The sequence below is a fragment of the Acidithiobacillus sp. genome, assembly GCF_023229925.1.
Taxonomy (GTDB): Bacteria; Pseudomonadota; Gammaproteobacteria; order Acidithiobacillales; family Acidithiobacillaceae; genus Acidithiobacillus.
The window spans coordinates 865,452-882,864 of record NZ_JALNYM010000001.1; the positions used below are offsets into that span (position 1 = coordinate 865,452).

Annotated in this window: 14 protein-coding genes; 3 read left to right on the forward strand and 11 right to left on the reverse strand. The window is 57.3% G+C overall.

Translation table 11 applies throughout. The annotated features are described in order from the left end of the window. Nucleotides 1-25: 25 nt before the first annotated feature. The 8 genes from accD to leuB are packed head-to-tail and all read right to left on the reverse strand — an operon-like array spanning nt 26 to nt 8,860. Complete coding sequence (accD, locus tag M0P56_RS04370; RefSeq protein ID WP_291508830.1) at nt 26-910, reverse strand: acetyl-CoA carboxylase, carboxyltransferase subunit beta; 885 nt, start codon at nt 908-910, stop codon at nt 26-28. Then, a complete protein-coding gene (gene trpA, locus M0P56_RS04375; RefSeq protein WP_291508831.1) occupies nt 907-1,725 on the reverse strand; it encodes a tryptophan synthase subunit alpha in 819 nt (272 codons plus the stop codon). Before trpA ends, accD begins: the two co-directional genes overlap by 4 nt. Continuing rightward, on the reverse strand, nt 1,722-2,921 hold the full coding sequence (gene trpB, locus M0P56_RS04380; RefSeq protein WP_291508832.1) for a tryptophan synthase subunit beta: 1,200 nt from the start codon (nt 2,919-2,921) through the stop codon (nt 1,722-1,724). The genes trpA and trpB overlap by 4 nt, the downstream gene beginning before the upstream one ends. 10 nt (nt 2,922-2,931) lie before the next feature. After that, on the reverse strand, nt 2,932-3,549 hold the full coding sequence (locus tag M0P56_RS04385; protein WP_291508833.1) for a phosphoribosylanthranilate isomerase: 618 nt from the start codon (nt 3,547-3,549) through the stop codon (nt 2,932-2,934). 54 nt (nt 3,550-3,603) lie between these two features. Then, nucleotides 3,604-4,407: a tRNA pseudouridine(38-40) synthase TruA gene (truA, locus tag M0P56_RS04390; protein ID WP_291508834.1), complete on the reverse strand. Its 804-nt coding sequence runs from the start codon at nt 4,405-4,407 to the stop codon at nt 3,604-3,606. Between the two features lie 24 nt (nt 4,408-4,431). Continuing rightward, on the reverse strand, nt 4,432-6,693 hold the full coding sequence (locus M0P56_RS04395; RefSeq protein WP_291508835.1) for a FimV/HubP family polar landmark protein: 2,262 nt from the start codon (nt 6,691-6,693) through the stop codon (nt 4,432-4,434). A 60-nt stretch (nt 6,694-6,753) separates the two neighbouring features. Then, nucleotides 6,754-7,776, reverse strand: coding sequence for an aspartate-semialdehyde dehydrogenase (locus M0P56_RS04400; protein WP_291508836.1), 1,023 nt, complete (start codon nt 7,774-7,776; stop codon nt 6,754-6,756). A 7-nt stretch (nt 7,777-7,783) separates the two neighbouring features. Then, entirely contained in the window at nt 7,784-8,860 is a 1,077-nt protein-coding gene (gene leuB, locus M0P56_RS04405) for a 3-isopropylmalate dehydrogenase (RefSeq protein WP_291508837.1), read from the reverse strand. A gap of 100 nt (nt 8,861-8,960) precedes the next feature. On the opposite strand from leuB, the gene mobA reads away from it, so the two are divergent. From mobA to glp, 3 genes are read left to right on the forward strand one after another with little or no spacing between them, the layout of a single operon-like run. Beyond that, nucleotides 8,961-9,575 carry a molybdenum cofactor guanylyltransferase MobA gene (gene mobA / locus M0P56_RS04410; protein ID WP_291508838.1) on the forward strand — a complete coding sequence of 205 codons (615 nt, stop codon included), beginning with the start codon at nt 8,961-8,963 and terminating at the stop codon, nt 9,573-9,575. Then, on the forward strand, nt 9,572-10,066 hold the full coding sequence (gene mobB / locus M0P56_RS04415) for a molybdopterin-guanine dinucleotide biosynthesis protein B (protein ID WP_291508839.1): 495 nt from the start codon (nt 9,572-9,574) through the stop codon (nt 10,064-10,066). Before mobA ends, mobB begins: the two co-directional genes overlap by 4 nt. A 2-nt stretch (nt 10,067-10,068) precedes the next feature. Next, nucleotides 10,069-11,307, forward strand: coding sequence for a gephyrin-like molybdotransferase Glp (glp, locus tag M0P56_RS04420; RefSeq protein ID WP_291508840.1), 1,239 nt, complete (start codon nt 10,069-10,071; stop codon nt 11,305-11,307). A gap of 6 nt (nt 11,308-11,313) precedes the next feature. Here glp and M0P56_RS04425 read toward each other — a convergent pair whose 3' ends face one another. The 3 genes from M0P56_RS04425 to M0P56_RS04435 form a co-directional block, all read right to left on the reverse strand. Next, complete coding sequence (locus M0P56_RS04425; RefSeq protein ID WP_291508841.1) at nt 11,314-11,961, reverse strand: phospholipase D family protein; 648 nt, start codon at nt 11,959-11,961, stop codon at nt 11,314-11,316. Nucleotides 11,962-12,236: 275 nt separating this feature from the next. After that, nucleotides 12,237-16,676: an EAL domain-containing protein gene (locus M0P56_RS04430; protein ID WP_291508842.1), complete on the reverse strand. Its 4,440-nt coding sequence runs from the start codon at nt 16,674-16,676 to the stop codon at nt 12,237-12,239. 282 nt (nt 16,677-16,958) lie between these two features. Continuing rightward, nucleotides 16,959-17,222 (reverse strand): hypothetical protein, encoded by a 264-nt coding sequence (locus M0P56_RS04435; protein WP_291508843.1) that lies wholly within the window; start codon nt 17,220-17,222, stop codon nt 16,959-16,961. Between the last annotated feature and the right edge of the window lie 191 nt (nt 17,223-17,413).

Below are 17,413 nucleotides of genomic sequence, written 5' to 3' on the forward strand. Positions count from 1 at the left end.
TTACACCCGCCCCCGTACATAGCGCTTAATGCGCACTCTCGGCACGGGTCAGTATCCTCAGCATCTCGCTCACTACCGTGCGCATCTGGCGACGATCGACAATCTGGTCAATGGCGCCGTGCTCCAGCAAATATTCTGAACGCTGAAACCCCTCCGGCAGCTTTTCACGGATGGTCTGCTCGATCACCCGCGGTCCGGCGAAGCCGATCAAGGCTTTGGGCTCCGCAATCAGGATATCTCCCAAGGTGGCCAGACTGGCAGAAACACCCCCCATAGTCGGGTCGGTGAGCACCGAGATAAAAGGAATCCCCGCCTTGGCCAGTCGCTCCACAGCAGCTGACGTCTTGGCCATCTGCATCAGGGAAAAAAGTCCTTCCTGCATCCGTGCCCCACCGCTGGCACTGAAGCAGACCAGTGGACAACGTTCCGTCAGCGCCGTCTCCGCCGCTTTGGCAAAGCGGGCCCCCACCACCGAGCCCATACTCCCGCCCATAAACTCAAAGGCGAAGGCGGCGGCCACCACCGGGCGCCCTTCGAGAAGGCCGCGCATCACCACCAGGGCGTCTTTCTCTCCGGACTTGGCCTGGGCTTCTTGCAGTCGATCCTTATAGCGCTTCTGATCCTTGAAACGCAGCGGGTCCACCGGAACGTATTCCTTCGCAATTTCCAGGCGGGGCTCCGCATCGAGGAAAAAATCCAGACGTTGCCGGGCAGTGACCCGCTGATGGTGTCCGCAGTGGGGACAGACGAAAAGGTTTTCCTCCAACTCCGTGCGGTAGAGCACCACCTGACAGGTGGAGCACTTGGACCACAGGCCCTCGGGTACGGTACGCTTGTTTTCGGTTGCGCTGGGGGTCTCTCTGGGCGCTCTTTTTATTTTGGGCGGCAGCACCCGATCGAACCAACTCATACGCCTCTCCTTTCCGTTGTTCGTATGATCTGGGCCAGTGGCTCGATAAAGCGGGTGGCCGCCGCAATAGCTTCCTGATCCGTCGTACACTCCGCCAGTTGATCGACCAGTGCGCTGCCGACGACCACCGCGTCGGCGCCGACCATCACCTGTGCCACCATCGCTGCATCACGAATGCCAAAGCCGATGGCGACGGGCAGGCCCAGTTGCTGACGCAGGTCGTGTACTCGTTGCAATACGGCAGCCCAGTCCGCCTGGGCGGCGCCAGTAATACCACGCAGAGAAACGTAATACACAAAACCGCTGCCCATACTGCGGACGGTCGCCACCCGTTCCGGACCACTGGTCGGTGCCAGCAGGAATATGGGATCAATACCGTGCTGCTGGAGAACAACGGCTTCGCCGCGCCCCTCTTCCGGGGTCAGATCCACCAGGATGACCCCGTCCACCCCCGCCGTCGCGGCAGCCGCAGCGAACGGGGTTATGCCCATGGCTTCTACCGGATTCAAATAACCCATAAGGATAATGGGTGTATGGCTGTTGGCCATACGGAATTCGCGTACCCACTCCAGAACCATGCGCAGCTTCACCCCCCGCGCCAGCGCCCGCTCACTGGCGCACTGAATGCTGGGACCATCGGCCATGGGGTCGGAAAAGGGCATCCCCAGCTCGATGGCATCGGCCCCGGCAGCAACCAGCGCGTGCATCAGGGGCACGGTCGCGGTCAGCGAGGGGTCACCCGCCGTCATAAAAGGAATGAGAGCGGCGCGCCCCGCATCCTGGAGTTGGGCAAACAGTCCGGTCAGACGACTCATAAATGAATACCCTCGAGAGCGGCGACGGTATGAATATCCTTATCCCCTCGCCCGGACAGGCTAACGATAATGGTTTGATCAGTGTGCATGGTCGGCGCCAGACGGAAGGCATGAGCCAGTGCATGGGCGGTTTCCAGTGCCGGAATGACGCCCTCCGTGCGGCACAGGCGATGGAAGGCGGCCAGCGCTTCTTCGTCAGTGGCGGCCACATACTCTGCCCGCCCGGTATCCTTCAGATAAGCATGCTCAGGCCCAACCCCCGGATAATCCAGCCCCGCCGAGATGGAGTGCGTCGGCAGAATCTGGCCGTCTTCATCTTCCATCAGGTAGGTCCGGTTGCCATGCAGCACCCCCGGACGCCCCGTCGTCAGAGGGGCGGCATGTTGTCCAGTACTCAGTCCCAGTCCGCCTGCCTCGACACCGATCATCCGCACCGCCTTATCCTCAATAAAAGGATAAAATAGCCCGATGGCATTACTGCCTCCCCCCACGCAGGCGATCAGGCAATCGGGGAGCCGTCCCGTCAGTTCGAGGCACTGCGCCCGCGCTTCGTCGCCAATGACCCGGTGAAAGTCCCGTACCATAGCCGGATAAGGATGTGGTCCCGCCACCGTCCCGATCACATAAAAAGTGTTCTCGACATTGGTCACCCAGTCACGCAAAGCTTCATTGAGCGCATCTTTGAGGGTGCGGGTCCCGCTACGCACCGCCGCCACCTCTGCGCCCAGCAAACGCATGCGAAACACATTGCTGGACTGACGCTGGATATCCTCCTCGCCCATGTACACCAGACATTCCATGCCATAGCGGGTCGCCACCGTCGCCGTGGCGACACCATGCTGCCCTGCGCCCGTCTCGGCGATTACCCGTTTTTTGCCCATACGCCGGGCGAGCAAGGCCTGACCGACCGCATTATTGATTTTGTGCGCACCGGTGTGGTTGAGATCCTCCCGTTTGAGGTAGATTTGCGCTCCACCTAGCTCCTTGGAGATGCGCTCCGCATGATAGAGCGGATTGGGACGACCGACGAACTGGCGCAACTCGTAGTGCAGTTCAGCCCGAAACTCTGGATCCCGTTGCGCCTCCTGATAGGCATGTTCCAGTTCCTCCAATGCCGGAACCAGGGTTTCTGCGACGAAACGCCCGCCGTAAGGACCATAGTGTCCGGATGCATCCGGCAAAGCATAAGCTCCCATTTTCTCTCCCTCAGGTACCGCGCACCCGCGCAACAAACTGCGCCATTTTGTCATGATCTTTGCGTCCGGGCGACATTTCCACCCCGCTGCTCACATCTACCGCATAAGGCCGCGCGATGGCGATAGCTTCGGCAACATTCCCGGCATGCAACCCGCCGGCCAAAATCCAGGGCTTACCCAGATCTGGCAGTCGCCACCAGTCGAAACTCTGGCCCGACCCTCCCCAGACTCCCGGCGCTGCACAGTCCAGCAGCAGTCCTTGCGCGTCATGATAAGCGTCCACCGCTGGCCGCAGGTCTTGCGCTGCAGTCACCCGCAACACCTTGATATAGGGCCGATCAAAATGGCGGCAGAAGGATGGCGACTCGTCGCCATGAAATTGCAGGACATCCAAAGGGCATTGCTGCAGAGTTGCGGCCACTTCAGCAGTATCCGCGTTGACAAAAAGGCCAACGCGCGTGATAAAGGGCGGCAATGCCGTGAGCACCTCCTGGGTACGTACAGCATCCACGGCTCGCGGACTTTTACGGTAGAACACCAGCCCGATGGCATCCGCACCGACGGCCGCGGCCGCGCGCGCGTCCTCCGCATTCGTGATACCGCATATCTTGATACGCACCATCGGCATATTCTAACACCGCGGCATGCAGAAAGCATGAGTGCAGCCATTCGGTCGCGCCCGTTACACCCCCATCAAGAAACCGGCATCTACCGCATCCACCGGCAGCCCGAACTCCGCAGGATAACGCGGCGCTACAAAATAGAGGCCGCCCGGTGGGGCCGTAACGCCAGCCTGGCAGCGATCGCGACTGACCAGCACCTCCACTGCCCAGCCCACGGGTCGCTCGCCGCTGCCGATGGCAATCAGCACCCCCGCAAGATTACGCACCATGTGATGCAGGAAACCATTAGCCTCGGCATCAATGGCAATCAGTTCGCCCCGGCGAGTGACCTGAAGTTGGCACAAATTCCGTATGGGACTTTTAGCCTGACAGGCAGAGGCGCGAAAGGCGGAAAAGTCATGGGTACCCAGCAGAGTTTGCGCGGCTTCCTGCATGGCTTGCACATCCAGAGGGCTATATATCCAGGCGGTGTGATTCCGCCATAGTGCGGATTTTTCACGACGATTGAGAATCACATAACGATAACGCCGCGCCGTGGCAGAAAAACGAGCGTGGAAATGGTCCGGGACGATCCGGGCCCAACGCAGCGCCACGCCTTTGGGCAGGAAGGTATTGGCGCCACGTACCCAGGCCTCGGGAGGACGCACGACCGGGCTGTCAAAATGCACCACCTGACACAGGGCATGCACCCCTGTATCGGTACGCCCGGCAACGATGACAGTAACTGGACACTGGGCCACACGACTCAGTGCTGTTTCCAGAACACCTTGTACGCTGTCCTGATCCAACTGGCGTTGCCAGCCACAGAATCCATTACCATCGTATTCAACTCCCAAGGCCCAGCGAATGCTGGACCTTGGCACGACCAATTCCATTTCCAAGCCCGGTTAACAGTTCTTCAGCAACTGCCTGGCTTCTTCCTGCTGGACACTGCTGCCTTCCCGAGTCACTTCTTCGAGCAGATCGCGTGCCGACTCACTGTCACCCATTTCCACATAGGCCTTGGCCAAGTCGAGCTTGGTACCGACCGCATCCCAATCCGCAACATCCATGCTGATAGATGCTTCCTCGCTCGCAGGAGATTCCGCGGCTGCGGAGGAAGAAGCCGGCAGGGCGGGTGTGGATGGCTCATCATGCTGGGCCAAGCCGACCAGGGGCGCTGCAACTGGAGCTTCCAGCGCTGCAGGCGATTCTTCGCGCGTTTCCTCCATCAGGCGGAATTGCTCATCAATGTCCTGCAGAAGCCGGGCCTTTTCCTCCGGCGGGAATGCGCTCTTTTCTTCCGCAGCAGTCGGCTCCGCGGCCGCGTGGTCAAAGTGGAAATCCAGCATATCCAAGGGAGCCGGTGCCACAGATTTTTCCACGGGCTCAGAAAACGACACCTCAGTAACCGGCTTGGAAGTTGTCGCCGTCGCCGCCTCCTCGGAGGTAGCAAAGAGCGCATTGCCGGGAAAGAGCCGGGCCCCTTGGGCGGCCACTTCCTGCCACGCGGCATTATGCGGTCCGAAACGCCCCCGCATGCGCTCGGCGAGATCCAGATACTCCTCATAGCGATCCAGATTGGCATAAATATCGAGCAGTTTAACGTACAGCTCCTTACGCCGTGGATTCTCTTCGAGAGACTCATTGAGCACGGTGACTGCCTGTACTGCCTTACCGTAGGTCAGGTAAAGATCAGCTTGTTCAATTGGATCGATTTCGGCACCGGTATATGCATCTTTGGCGCTTTCCGGGTGATCTGCAGATGGAGCAAGGCCTGGCAGAGCATCGAGTACGGGCACGGCGACTGCGGCAGATTGAACACCCGACGGAGCCGGTGTAATGGGGGCTGCTGTAGCCACAACTGGCTCAGGAGGCTGGGGCTGGGGTTGGGTATCCGATCTCCTAGGCACTGCACTCAAAGTAGAAAGCCGCTGCGAAATCTCGCGCTGGCGCCTTTCCGCCTCTTTTTGACGACGCAGCATCCAGAGGAACAAAACCAGCAGCAGAATATTACCACCTAGCGATACAACCAACGGAATATTATTGAAAAGACTGCTGTTACCTGCCGTCCGGGAAAGGGTGGCGAGCTGCGCGCCCTGACTAGCCAGCAGGCGCTCCTCTGCGCTCAGACGCTGCCCCAAGCTGGCCACTTCGGCCATCAATTTTTGATTATCATCACGGAGTACAGCATCTGGCCCCCGCAACTGACCGGTTGTGGCAGTGGATGCGGTGCTGGCTGCGACCGCGGTAGCCACTGCTGCAGGCGCGCTGGAAAGCACCAGATGCGTCGCGTTTCCGGCAGATTTCACCGCTGCTACTGCAGATGCGGCCGGTGCAGTAACAGCACCCGAGGGTATTACAGTAGCCGCGGTAGGCGTAGTAGCAACAGCAGACATACCGTTCCCTGTACGCTGGGCAGACAACCAAACTTTGGCCTGTGCCGGTGAAACGGCCTGCACCTGCGCCAGACTAGGCACCGTCAGCATGCTTCCGGCATAGAGGTAAGCAGGATTACCACCCTTGAAGGCTTGCGGGTTGGCCTTCACCAGAGCGGCCATGACCTGGTCGAGGGTGACCGCACTGCTGCGCGTGATATATTGAGCAACCTGGAACAGAGATCCATTGGCGGGCACCGGACCATAACGGCTCACCCTGGACCAGCCATGGTAGATGGGTGCAGGTGCTGCGTGGCGGACGGGCTGCGAAGTTGCCGGGAACGCCGACAAGGTACTGGACGGTGGAACAGGTACGACTGACTGGGGCGTGGGGACAGAGCTATCCCCGGCATTGTATGCAGCATATTCACGTACCAACTGCCCTCCCGACCAATTGAGCTGCACCAGAAAATGCAACGCCGGCTGGGGCAGTGGCAGAGGACTACTGATCAATATGGCCGGTCTGTCACCACTGCGCACCGTAAAATGCCAGTGATCCAGCGCACCCGCCTTGGGAAGATCAATCATCGCGAAGGCGCTGGCGGGTGCCAGACCGGCCCTGATACTCGCTTCACTTTGCGGACTCAACGACTGTATGGAAATTTCGGCACGGAAAGGCTCTCCCGGCGCGGAAAGCACCCGCAAATCACCAAGCCCCAGGGCCTGCGCCATACCCGGCAAGAGGAGACCCATACCGGCCAAGGCCCACAACCAGTTCTTCTTATCCATCATTCATCTTCCTCATTTTGGTAATACCAGCGCAGCCCGGCAAACATTTGTCGCCAATGACGTCTATAAATAGTCGCGAATCAGCAACTCTGCAATCTGTACACTGTTCAGCGCGGCCCCTTTGCGAATATTGTCTGCTACTACCCAAAAATTGATTCCGCGTTCATGCGAGCAGTCACCGCGAATGCGGCCTACATAGGTAGCATCCTGCCCCGCCACATCCAGTGCTGAAGGCCATGCGCCCGTGCCACGATCATCCATGACGATGACGCCCGGGGCCTCTTCCAGCAGCGCGCGGACGGCATCTGGCGTAATTGGCGCGCGGGTTACCACGTTGACTGCTTCGGAATGGCCGTAAAACACCGGCACCCGTACACAGGTAGCGGTCAGAGCGATATCTGGAATCTCCAGGATTTTACGGGTCTCCCAGAGCATCTTCATCTCTTCCTTGGTGTAGCCGTTATCCTGGAAAACATCAATCTGGGGCAGGCAATTAAAGGCAATCCGTTTGGGGAACACCTCGGCGCCCCCCTCTTCATGACGGAAAATCGCCAGGGTTTGCTGCCCCAGTTCTTCAATGGCCCGCTTGCCCGCACCACTGACCGCTTGATAGGTCGCGACCACCACCCGCTCGATGCCCACCGCATCGGCAATAGGCTTGAGTGCCAGCAGCATCTGGATAGTCGAGCAATTAGGGTTGGCGATAATGCCGTGGCGCCGGTAATCGGCAATCCGCTGCGGATTGACTTCGGGCACCACCAGCGGGATGTCATCGTCATAACGGAACTGGGAGGTGTTGTCGATGACCACACAGCCGGCAGCCACTGCCTTGGGGGCGTATTCCGCGCTGACCCTGGCACCAGCGGAAAACAGCCCGATATCGGCCTGCGACCAGTCGAAAGTCGCCGCATCCTGTACCAGCACCTGTTTGCCATTAAATGGCAGACGTCCGCCCGCCGAGTGGCTGCTGGCCAGCAGGTAGAGTTTATCCACCGGAAACTTTCGCTGCTCCAGAATCTGCAGCATCACCTCACCGACGGCGCCGGTAGCGCCCAGAATAGCTACGTTGTAACGTGATTTTTGCATCCGCGTCTCAATCCTTGAGGTTCAGGGCGTCGACCACTGCGGCACCCATGGCTTTGGTGCCGATCACCGGTGCCCCCGGCGCCGCGATATCCGCGGTGCGCAGGCCCTGATCCAGCACCCGCTGCACCGCCGCCTCCACCCGCTGTGCCCAGGGTTCGGCATTGAGGGAATGCCGCAGCATCATCGCCATGGACAGAATCGTGGCCAAGGGATTCGCCTTGTCCTGCCCGGCGATGTCCGGCGCCGAGCCATGAATAGGCTCATACATCGCCCGCCCCTCGCCCAGTGACGCCGAGGGCAACATGCCGATGGATCCGGTCAACTGACTGGCTTCGTCGGAAAGAATGTCGCCGAACATGTTGCCGGTCAACAGCACGTCGAACTGTGCCGGGGCGCGGATCAATTGCATGGCGGCATTATCCACATACATGTGGCTGAGCTGCACATCGGGATAGCCCCGCGCCACTTCGGTGACCACCTCGCGCCACAAACGTGTGGTTTCCAGGACATTGGCCTTATCCACCGAGCACAACTGTTTGCGGCGCCCCTGGGCAGCGCGGAAGGCCACATGGGCGATACGGCGAATTTCATCCTCGTCATAGACCATGGTGTTAAAGCCGCGGCGCTTGCCGTCGACAACCTCCAGACCGCGCGGCTGGCCGAAGTAGATATCCCCGGTCAGCTCGCGCACCACCAGGATATCGACATCGCGCACCAGTTCCGGACGTAGGGGCGAGGCATCCAGCAACTGCGGAAAAATCTGCGCGGGACGCAGGTTCGCATAGAGGTCCAGGCCTTTGCGCAAGCGCAGCAGTCCCTGTTCCGGGCGTTTGGCGGGTGGATACGCGTCCCAGCGGGGGCCGCCCACCGCGCCCAAAATGACCGCATCAGCCGCCATGGCCAACTGCAAAGAAGCTGCTGGCAAGGGATCATCGCTGGTGTCCAGCGCGGCCCCGCCCACCAAGCCTTCGGTGCACTGCAGGCCAAGGTGGGCGGCCTGATCCACGGCATCCAGCACTTGTCGGGCAGCCGCCACGATTTCCGGACCAATGCCGTCACCGGCGAAGATGGCTATTTTTTTCATACCATATCCTTTTTCATCACGATGCGAATAATAAAAGGGTTTTCCGTCCCAAAGAATTGTGGAAGGATAGCATAGGCATTGCCCGCAAGGCACGACACCAGTGGACCCACCCATCAGCGCTTTGGCACCCGCAAATACTCCCGATACGCGGGATGCACAACAACGGCTACCGATCACTGGAATCATTCTGGCCGGTGGCGCCGGGCGTCGCCTGGGCGGCGCGGATAAAGGCTGGCTGGACTGGCAGGGGAAACCCCTGATCGAGCGGGCCATCGCCATCCTGCACGGGGATTGTGCCGACATCGTCATCAGCGCCAACCGCAATCTGGACCGTTATGCGCAATGGGAACATCCCGTCGTCTCCGATTTGACGGCAGACTTTCAGGGCCCGCTCATGGGCCTGGCCGCCGGAATGCATGCCGCGACGCAAGCCTGGGTAGCCAGCATCCCGGTCGACAGTCCCTATTTACCCGAGGATATCGTACGCCGTATGTGGCAGGCCAAAGGCGGGCATGACCTGGTGGTGGTGCGCAGCGCCGACCATTGGCATGCGGTGATCTGCCTGTGTCGCTGCGATCTGCTGCCCCAGCTACAGCGTTATCTGAACGACGGCGGGCGGCGAGCGCAAGGCTGGTTCCAGGACCGCTCTTTTGCCGGTCTTACCCTGCCCGCCGACCTGCTGCGTAACTGCAATCATCCCGAGGATATGGCATGAAAACGCTCTGTGTAATAGGATATAGCGGTAGCGGTAAGACCACCCTGCTCTGCGCCCTGATTCCCCTGCTGCGCGGATATGGACTGAAGGTCGCCGTCGTCAAGTCGACCCATCATGATGTGGACTGGGACGTACCGGGAAAAGACAGTTACCGTTTACGGGAGGCAGGTGCAGATGCCGTATTACTGCAGGGTCCGAAACGCTGGTTTATGACCAGACCTGCTCCGGCAGAAGTCAACCTGGAAACCATCAGGGCCAGCCTGCAACCACCGCCAGACCTTCTCCTGATGGAGGGGAACAAGGCACTGGCGGTGCCGAAAATCGAAGTGCACCGGCCAGGTCTCGGGCGTCCCCCGCTTGCGGCAGATGACCCCTGTATCATGGCTGTGGCAACAGATAGCGTTCTGGACCTTCCCTGCGTTCAACTGGATCTGAATGCGCCGTCCGCCATCGCGCAATTCATCTGGCAATGGATAAAAAAGGGAGATTAAACATGGCTCACTGTTGTGGTGGTAACGAACCTGATTCCCTGGCTAAAAGTGTCGCCGACGCACGGGATGCCATCCTCACGGCCAGCCTGCCGGTACAGGGTACCGAAAATATCCATCTCGGCCATGCGCTGGGACGGGTACTGGCCACAGATATGCATGCCCCTGCCAACGTGCCCGCCTGGTCCAATTCGGCCATGGATGGCTACGCCCTGCGCAGCGTTGACGGCGATGCCGTACGGCGCATCATCGGCCAGTCTTTTGCCGGACATCCCTTCAAGGGGCATGTCGGTGCCGACGAGTGTGTACGTATTATGACCGGTGCCGTGGTCCCGGAAGGCGCGGATGCCGTGCTCATTCAGGAGCAGGCAGAACTCCACGCTGATCAGGTCACGCCGCAAGCGGTCAGCAATACGGGAGCAAATATCCGCCAGCCCGGTGAGGACCTACAGGCCGGAGCCCTGGCCCTGGAAGCGGGAACCTGGCTGCGTCCCGCCCAAATCGGACTGCTCGCCAGTTTAGGTGTGGCTGAACTCGCCGTGTATCGCCGTCTACGGGTCGCATTTTTCTCTACCGGCGATGAGTTGCGCCCACTGGGCAGCGTGCTGGGTCCAGGACAAATCTACGACAGTAACCGTTACGCCCTGCACGGCATGCTGCAACGCCTCGATTGTGAAATTCTTGATCTCGGCCGTATCGCCGACGATCCAGAGCAGATCGAAGAGGCGCTGCACCGCGCCGCAACCATGGCCGATATGGTGATCAGCACCGGCGGCGTCTCCGTGGGAGACGCCGACTACATCGCCGAACTCCTCGGTCGCCTCGGCACCATCAATTTCTGGAAAATAAACATGAAACCCGGGCGTCCTCTGGCTTTCGGACAACTCGGCAACGCCATCTTCTTCGGCCTGCCCGGCAACCCCGTCTCCACCATAATGACTTTTTACCAGTTTGTACGTCCCAGCATCCTCAAGCGCATGGGCAAAACGGCCCCCTGGACCGCTCCGCTGCTACAGCTTCCTTTGGCAGAGGATCTCCAGAAAAAGGGGGGGCGCACCGATTTCCAGCGCGGTCGGCTGCTGCAGACCCCCAGCGGACTACAGGTGACGGGGATTGGTCAGCAGGCCTCCCATATCATGAGTGGAATGGCCCATGCCGACTGCCTGATCATTCTCGCGGCCGAAGCGGGGCATGCCAAGGCGGGCAGTCTGGTCGATGTACAGTTGCTGGAAGGACTTGTCTAGGTCGCCCTAATCCAGGCCGTGACGTGCCGTGTAGGGCGTCGAGTGGCTGAGATGAAAGCGGAAGTTGTCCGCATAGAGTTGCTGTAGCGCAGGATTTCCCCGAAATATCAGGAGATTTTCGGCGTTGGCCTGCTCTGCCGCCTTGCTGAAATTAAAGCTGCCCGTGATCAGCGTTCCCGAATCGATCACCATCACCTTGTTATGGGCAATAGCGTGCTGGTCATCAATGTAAACGGGCACACCCTGGTTAGCGAAAAAATCGGCCACCGAATATTTCTGGGTGCGCTGACTCTTGTCCAGCACCACCTTTACCTCGACACCTCTTTTGGCGGCATTGAGCACGGCCTTGGCTATCGGCGCGCTGGTGAAGCTATAGGCTTGCACCCAGACCCGTTGCTTCGCCTCGCCAATCGCCTGCACGATGGCCGATGTCGCTCCACCAGGCGGCGAAAAAGCCACTTCAATCGTCCCTTGCGCTGGCACCGTTACGGGTGTGTGCGGCAGTGCGGCGGTGGCCGCTGACCACTGATTTTGCCCCCAGTTTTTCAGCGATTGCCAGCCGGATCCAGACCCATCGGCCTGTGCCCCTGCGGCAAAAGACGCCAGCAACAATCCACAAACCAGCACCATGCTCGACCGCTTCAGTCCAGTCATAAACGCTCCTGCTTATTATTATTCCTGTCATTTAGTGACGGAGATATTGATAATTAAACTGCTAAGTAGCGTACTGTTTCCATACATAACAGGCAATCCCTGCCTCGGGGCAGACGGGTAACAGTGCGGCGGAGCGCATGCAATGGCGCTATCAGCAAGGGCAGTTCATGCGCAAAAGGTCGTCACCGCCCCGTGGAGCAAGTCTACCGCTGGCCATACCGAGTCCCCGGATGCACCAGAAAAGATAAAAACATACGAAAATTGGTGGCATATAGTCAATTAGTCATATAGTTAGCGCCGCAATTGAGATGGTTGCCTTTTATTTTTTTGTATTCCGCGATCACGGCATCCAACAGACGACGTTCTGCTGTTTGCACTGAAATCCTGTCATTCTCTTTAGGCGAGGTTATGATCCGTAAATTCATGGCTGCCATAGCCCGATGGTACTCCCTATGCAGAAGATCTATGGTGCTACCCTCCGCAAACCCCAATCGCTGTAGATTTTTTGTGATATGACAAGTGCTCGCATCCGCCAGAGGCATATAGCTCACCAACCGCGGATCCTGCCGAATGGCATTTTTAAAGATTGCGTTATGCGTGATTAGCTCGGCATAGAGCCCGAGAAGGCTCGTTGGATGCTCACGTTGTGTCTTAGGAGGATGCCTTAAGAATTGGAGCAGCTCCTCTAAGGGCAGGGGCCTCGCGATGGCATAACCCTGGAACATTTCCACATCCAGCATGGTCAACGCATCTAATATATCCTCCGTTTCCACGCCCTCTACTACAAGACTGACCCCGAAGTTTTCAGCGAGTTCCTGCATCGTAATCACGAAATACAGATCTTCCGGGCAATGCTCCAAGGTGCGCACAAAACCTTGATCCAACTTGATTTCGTCCACCGGCAGGGTTTTCAGACGCAAAAGCGAGGAATAAGCGCTGCCAATGTCATCCAAGGCAACGCGCACACCTAAGGCACGCAGATCCTCCAGTTGCCCTACGGCATCCTCGGTATTCAGGAATTCGCCGCCCTCCAGAATCTCGAAGGTGATACGCTGAGGATTTATAGGAATTTCCGCCAGGGCGTCCTGCAGACAAGCGAGGCAGCGCTCGTTCAATGAGGAGGGATGCAGGTTCACTGAAGCCCAGAAGCGCGCATCCCCGGGGCCTTCTGCATCTATGCGCTGGATATCCGTCAAGGTCTGGAAAAGCACCTGCCGTGTCAGATCGTAAAGGTCGCCCTCGTTGAAATGGGGCAAAAATTCCATTGGTGTGATGATGCGTCCATCGGCATCCTGTAAACGTGCCAAGGCCTCCATACCGACGATCCGGCGCGAACGGTTATCGAGAAGCGGTTGGTAAAAGACCCGAAGGCCATCCTCATGAAGCAGTTTCTGATAGCCGTTGAGATGTTTTGAAATCTCATGTCCGTAGATCATCCAGAACTGACGGCGATCCGCTTTATTTGCCTTGGATTCATAAAGCGCCTGGTCGGCCAAGCGCAGGAGGATGTCCGAATTATCTCCATCCACGAAAGGGTAGATGGCGACCCCCATGCTCAGCCCTATTTGCACCATTTGTCCATCGTCCAGCGGGATCGGCTCACGACTGATATCTCCGATTTTATCCATGATGGGTGCCAAAGTATCTAAATGGTCCAGATCTTCAATTAACAGCACAAATTCATCTCCACCCAAACGGGCGACAAAGTCGGATTTGCGCAAGGACGCCGTCAACCGTTTACCCAAGGCCACCAGCACCACGTCTCCGGCCTCATGACCATAGGTATCATTGACAGGCTTGAAGCTATCCAGATCCACCATGCACACGGCCAGGAGCTTTTGGTTGCGATCTGCACGTGCGATGGCGCGATCCACCTCCATATCCAGCGCGCGACGATTTGGGAGAGCGGTCAATAAATCTGTCATCGACTGACGAGACAAATCCTCCATGAGTTGATGGCGCTCGGTGACATCTACCGCTGTCCAAACAACAAGCGGATGCTCAGGATCAGTCATCAACCGCTGACCTGACACATCCACATAAATCATCCGGCCATCCCTGCGTTTTACCGCAACATCTTTTATGGATGCGCCACCCTGCGCCAGAATTTCCTGCGCGAGATGCGCTATTTTTGGGCTACTCTCGCCGTTAGGACAAATCTCCTGCGTAGAATGACCGAGGACATCCTGCGCATTCTGATAGCCCAGAATAGCCAAGAATCCTTGATTCACCTCACGGATGATCCGCTCGGGATATTGCTCCAGATAGATACCGGTGATCGTATTGGCAAGCAGAGACTCCTGGGTGGCGTTCAATTGACGGATAGTCTCTTCGTTCCAATGACGTTCCGTGGCGTCCACGTGGGTCCAGACGATCCGTTCTGGCTCGCCGCCGCCCGTGAGCACTTTTTGTCCGGACAAGTCGATATAAATAACGGTCCCATCCAGACACCGATAAGGCACATCGCGCAATATACCATTACCCTGTGCAAGAACTGCTCCGGATAATTCCTCGACCTTTTGCATGGTGTCCATATCCGGGTGAAACTCGTATGCGGAATGTCCTATCATATCTTCCATGGACGAGATGCCATAAATCTCCAGTATTCGCGCATTAGCCCTCTCTACCACGCATTCGGGATAACGCACGACATTCACTCCCGCTGTCAGGCTATTGAGTAACGCCGCATTAAAGGCGGAGGTCGCATGTTCCTGTCGTGCGAGATCAATGCGATCCAAGCCAAAACTGATATCCCTACCAATCGCTTCCAAAATATTCTGTGTGTCCTCGTCAAAGACACACTCCTTACCCCAGTAAAAAGAAAGCAGGGCCCACAATACGCCTGCCCGGTAGAGGGGAAGTGTAGCGCTCTCCTCAATGCCGAATCGCGCGGCATGCTCCTGCCAAGGCACCATATCCGAACCCATGGAAAACACTGAGCCAAAGATTTTTTCCGGCTTCCGCCAGACTCTACCCGCCGGACCAAGGCCCTCCGGCAAATCGTCACGGCTGGATATCCGGATCCCCTCCAGATAGGTGGTTTCCCCAGCCTGGGCCAGTATCTGGAAAGTCCCCTGCGCATCAGGTTTGCCGACCCAAACAAGGCGCATATTGGTGTGCTGAACCGCGAGCGTGCAAATATTATGGAGCAATACAGATTCACAATCCGCTCTGGCAATCGTCTGGTTCACCTCACTGAGCAGGATGTTGAAACTGGTTAACTGTTGCTGATGCTCCAGACTCCGCTGCAAGGATGCTTCCAGCACCTTGCGCTCGGTAATAGCCCGGGCAGAGTCAAATAATACCCACTGGCCCTGAATCTGAACGGGTAAACCATTGATCTCCACATCAATAATGGTTCCATCCTTGCGCTGAAAGCGGGCTTCAAAGCGCAGAGGCTCTTGCATGGCGAATTGTTGCGCGATGTTCTCCAAAAGCTCTTCGGCGTTTTTCTCCGCATACCACTGAGCTACATGCATGCCGATCATTTCGTCGCCAGCGTAACCCAACATATCGCAAAACTGATAACTGGCCTCCAGGAGTACGCCGTTTTCATCAAGAATATGAATGCCGTCGCTCGCGTTTTTCAGTAGCGCTTCGTTTTTCTCTGAAACTTCCATAAGTTGCTGATGATTCCAGATCAGCGTGAGCGCCGCACTCATGGATTGAACCATCTGTGCCAACAGATTTTGCAGCGCCCCATTAAAATACCTCGAGTCATCACTCGCGATCACCAGAATCGCGCTGGGCTCTGCATAGTCGCAGGCGAAAACCGGATACACCATAATGCTGCGGATACGCTGTAATGCTGGGATGGTCTTCTGAATTTCCGCCATCGCCTGATGCTTTTGCGGATCTTGCGGACCCAAAGGGATTCTTTGCGGATAGCAGCGTTTAGGTACCAGCTCCCCGTAGGAGAAATTTACCGCATCCTTGGAAATCTTCAATTGCGCCAGACATTGCTCCAGGGCCGGTTCATCGGCGCAAACCGTAGTGACCCGAAAATATTCTGTGTGTGTATCGGGGACAGCGATATAAGCACCGATAGCATTCGTTTTTTGCACAATGCTCTCTACTACCAGCCGATGCATCTCCTCCGGACTCTGCAGCTTGATAAGCGACTGCTGAACCTGGAGAGCTATTGCCTGGTATTCTTGTAGGCGGATCAGATTCCTATAGGCAATATGGGTACCTCTATACACGACCGCTATGATCAGGAGAAGCAGAAACTCGATAGGCAGATACGGTCGCTCATTCTTCCAAAAAAGATGATTCAACGTGGCCCCATCCCACTGGGCTTTGACCATCAGTGGGATACCCGGTACCGGCAACGTGATTTGTCCGGCGGGCGAGGACAAGGGGGTTCCGGGTGGGTTCCAATGGCCATCCTTCCAAATGGAAACGGTCTTACCATCAGGCAAACTCAGGACGACCGCCTGGATCAACGGCGAGATGCGAATGCTGCCCAAATTTGATAGAACGAACGGAGAATCGATAAATCCCCGCATATGTCCTTTGCTTGTCTTAACGCGGTCCCGCATGGTAACCACCCAGGCATGATCACTCCTGGCGTAAGAGGGAGTTCCCAACAGGCGATTCGGTGCATCTTTAAAATGCGCATTTATTTGCTCTGCCACCCCATCCGCGATGGCTTGTCCAGCCACCTGCGCCTTATCGTGCAGATCATTGCGGACCGCCGCAATTCTGATGGTCATCGCGTTGAATACGAAAACCCCAGACACGACCATGACCGCGAAAAGAAAGATCGCGTTAATGATCCATTTGGTTCGTCTTATAGAGTACATAAAGGGTGCCAAGAAAAACCTTTTTCGGGAACATCAATTCGGGAGATTCAACATGCCATAACAGTGGTTTCAATTCCGAAGTGCAACACGTAATGTCAATCAGAATTTATGCATCAAAGAGTTGGGCGGCACCGTTCCCTGGCATCCGTAACGTCCTGATCTCGCTGGACGCCGACCGGCAATCTTTGAGAATCAAGATAGGACATTTCGGTGAGGGCAGCCAATTTCATGCTGCGTGGCCATGTAGAGGGCACGAATCACCGCATGAGAATCCGTTGCCACGATCTGTATAAGCGCCCCGACTGGCCCTGCAGGGCGTACCCGCTTCCGCTCCCAATTCTGCAAGATATTGAGCTTGACCCCGATCATCGCGGCGAACTGCGACTGACAACGCCCTCTGGTTTCACGGATAGCCTTCACATCCGGATCCAGAATCCGGTCCAGCGTTCCGCACATCACAAAATCAGCGGGGCAGACAATAGGGCAGACATTGTCTATTATATAAAAATAAAGCAATTAAATATCATTATCTTACTGCTTTTATGTGGCGGAGGCGGTGAGATTCGAACTCACGAGGGGCGTTAACCCCTGCCGGTTTTCCTTACCCGCTATGGCTTTCGCCACAGGGCCACAAGGGCCCTTTTGGA

Coding starts and splice junctions, on each gene's coding strand:
- accD (WP_291508830.1), bottom strand. CDS start 910: ATGAGTTGGTTCGATCGGGTGCTGCCGCCCAAAATAAAAAGAGCGCCC.
- trpA (WP_291508831.1), bottom strand. CDS start 1,725: ATGAGTCGTCTGACCGGACTGTTTGCCCAACTCCAGGATGCGGGGCGC.
- trpB (WP_291508832.1), bottom strand. CDS start 2,921: ATGGGAGCTTATGCTTTGCCGGATGCATCCGGACACTATGGTCCTTAC.
- M0P56_RS04385 (WP_291508833.1), bottom strand. CDS start 3,549: ATGCCGATGGTGCGTATCAAGATATGCGGTATCACGAATGCGGAGGAC.
- M0P56_RS04395 (WP_291508835.1), bottom strand. CDS start 6,693: ATGATGGATAAGAAGAACTGGTTGTGGGCCTTGGCCGGTATGGGTCTC.
- M0P56_RS04400 (WP_291508836.1), bottom strand. CDS start 7,776: ATGCAAAAATCACGTTACAACGTAGCTATTCTGGGCGCTACCGGCGCC.
- leuB (WP_291508837.1), bottom strand. CDS start 8,860: ATGAAAAAAATAGCCATCTTCGCCGGTGACGGCATTGGTCCGGAAATC.
- mobB (WP_291508839.1), top strand. CDS start 9,572: ATGAAAACGCTCTGTGTAATAGGATATAGCGGTAGCGGTAAGACCACC.
- glp (WP_291508840.1), top strand. CDS start 10,069: ATGGCTCACTGTTGTGGTGGTAACGAACCTGATTCCCTGGCTAAAAGT.
- M0P56_RS04425 (WP_291508841.1), bottom strand. CDS start 11,961: ATGACTGGACTGAAGCGGTCGAGCATGGTGCTGGTTTGTGGATTGTTG.
- M0P56_RS04430 (WP_291508842.1), bottom strand. CDS start 16,676: ATGACCATCAGAATTGCGGCGGTCCGCAATGATCTGCACGATAAGGCG.
- M0P56_RS04435 (WP_291508843.1), bottom strand. CDS start 17,222: ATGTGCGGAACGCTGGACCGGATTCTGGATCCGGATGTGAAGGCTATC.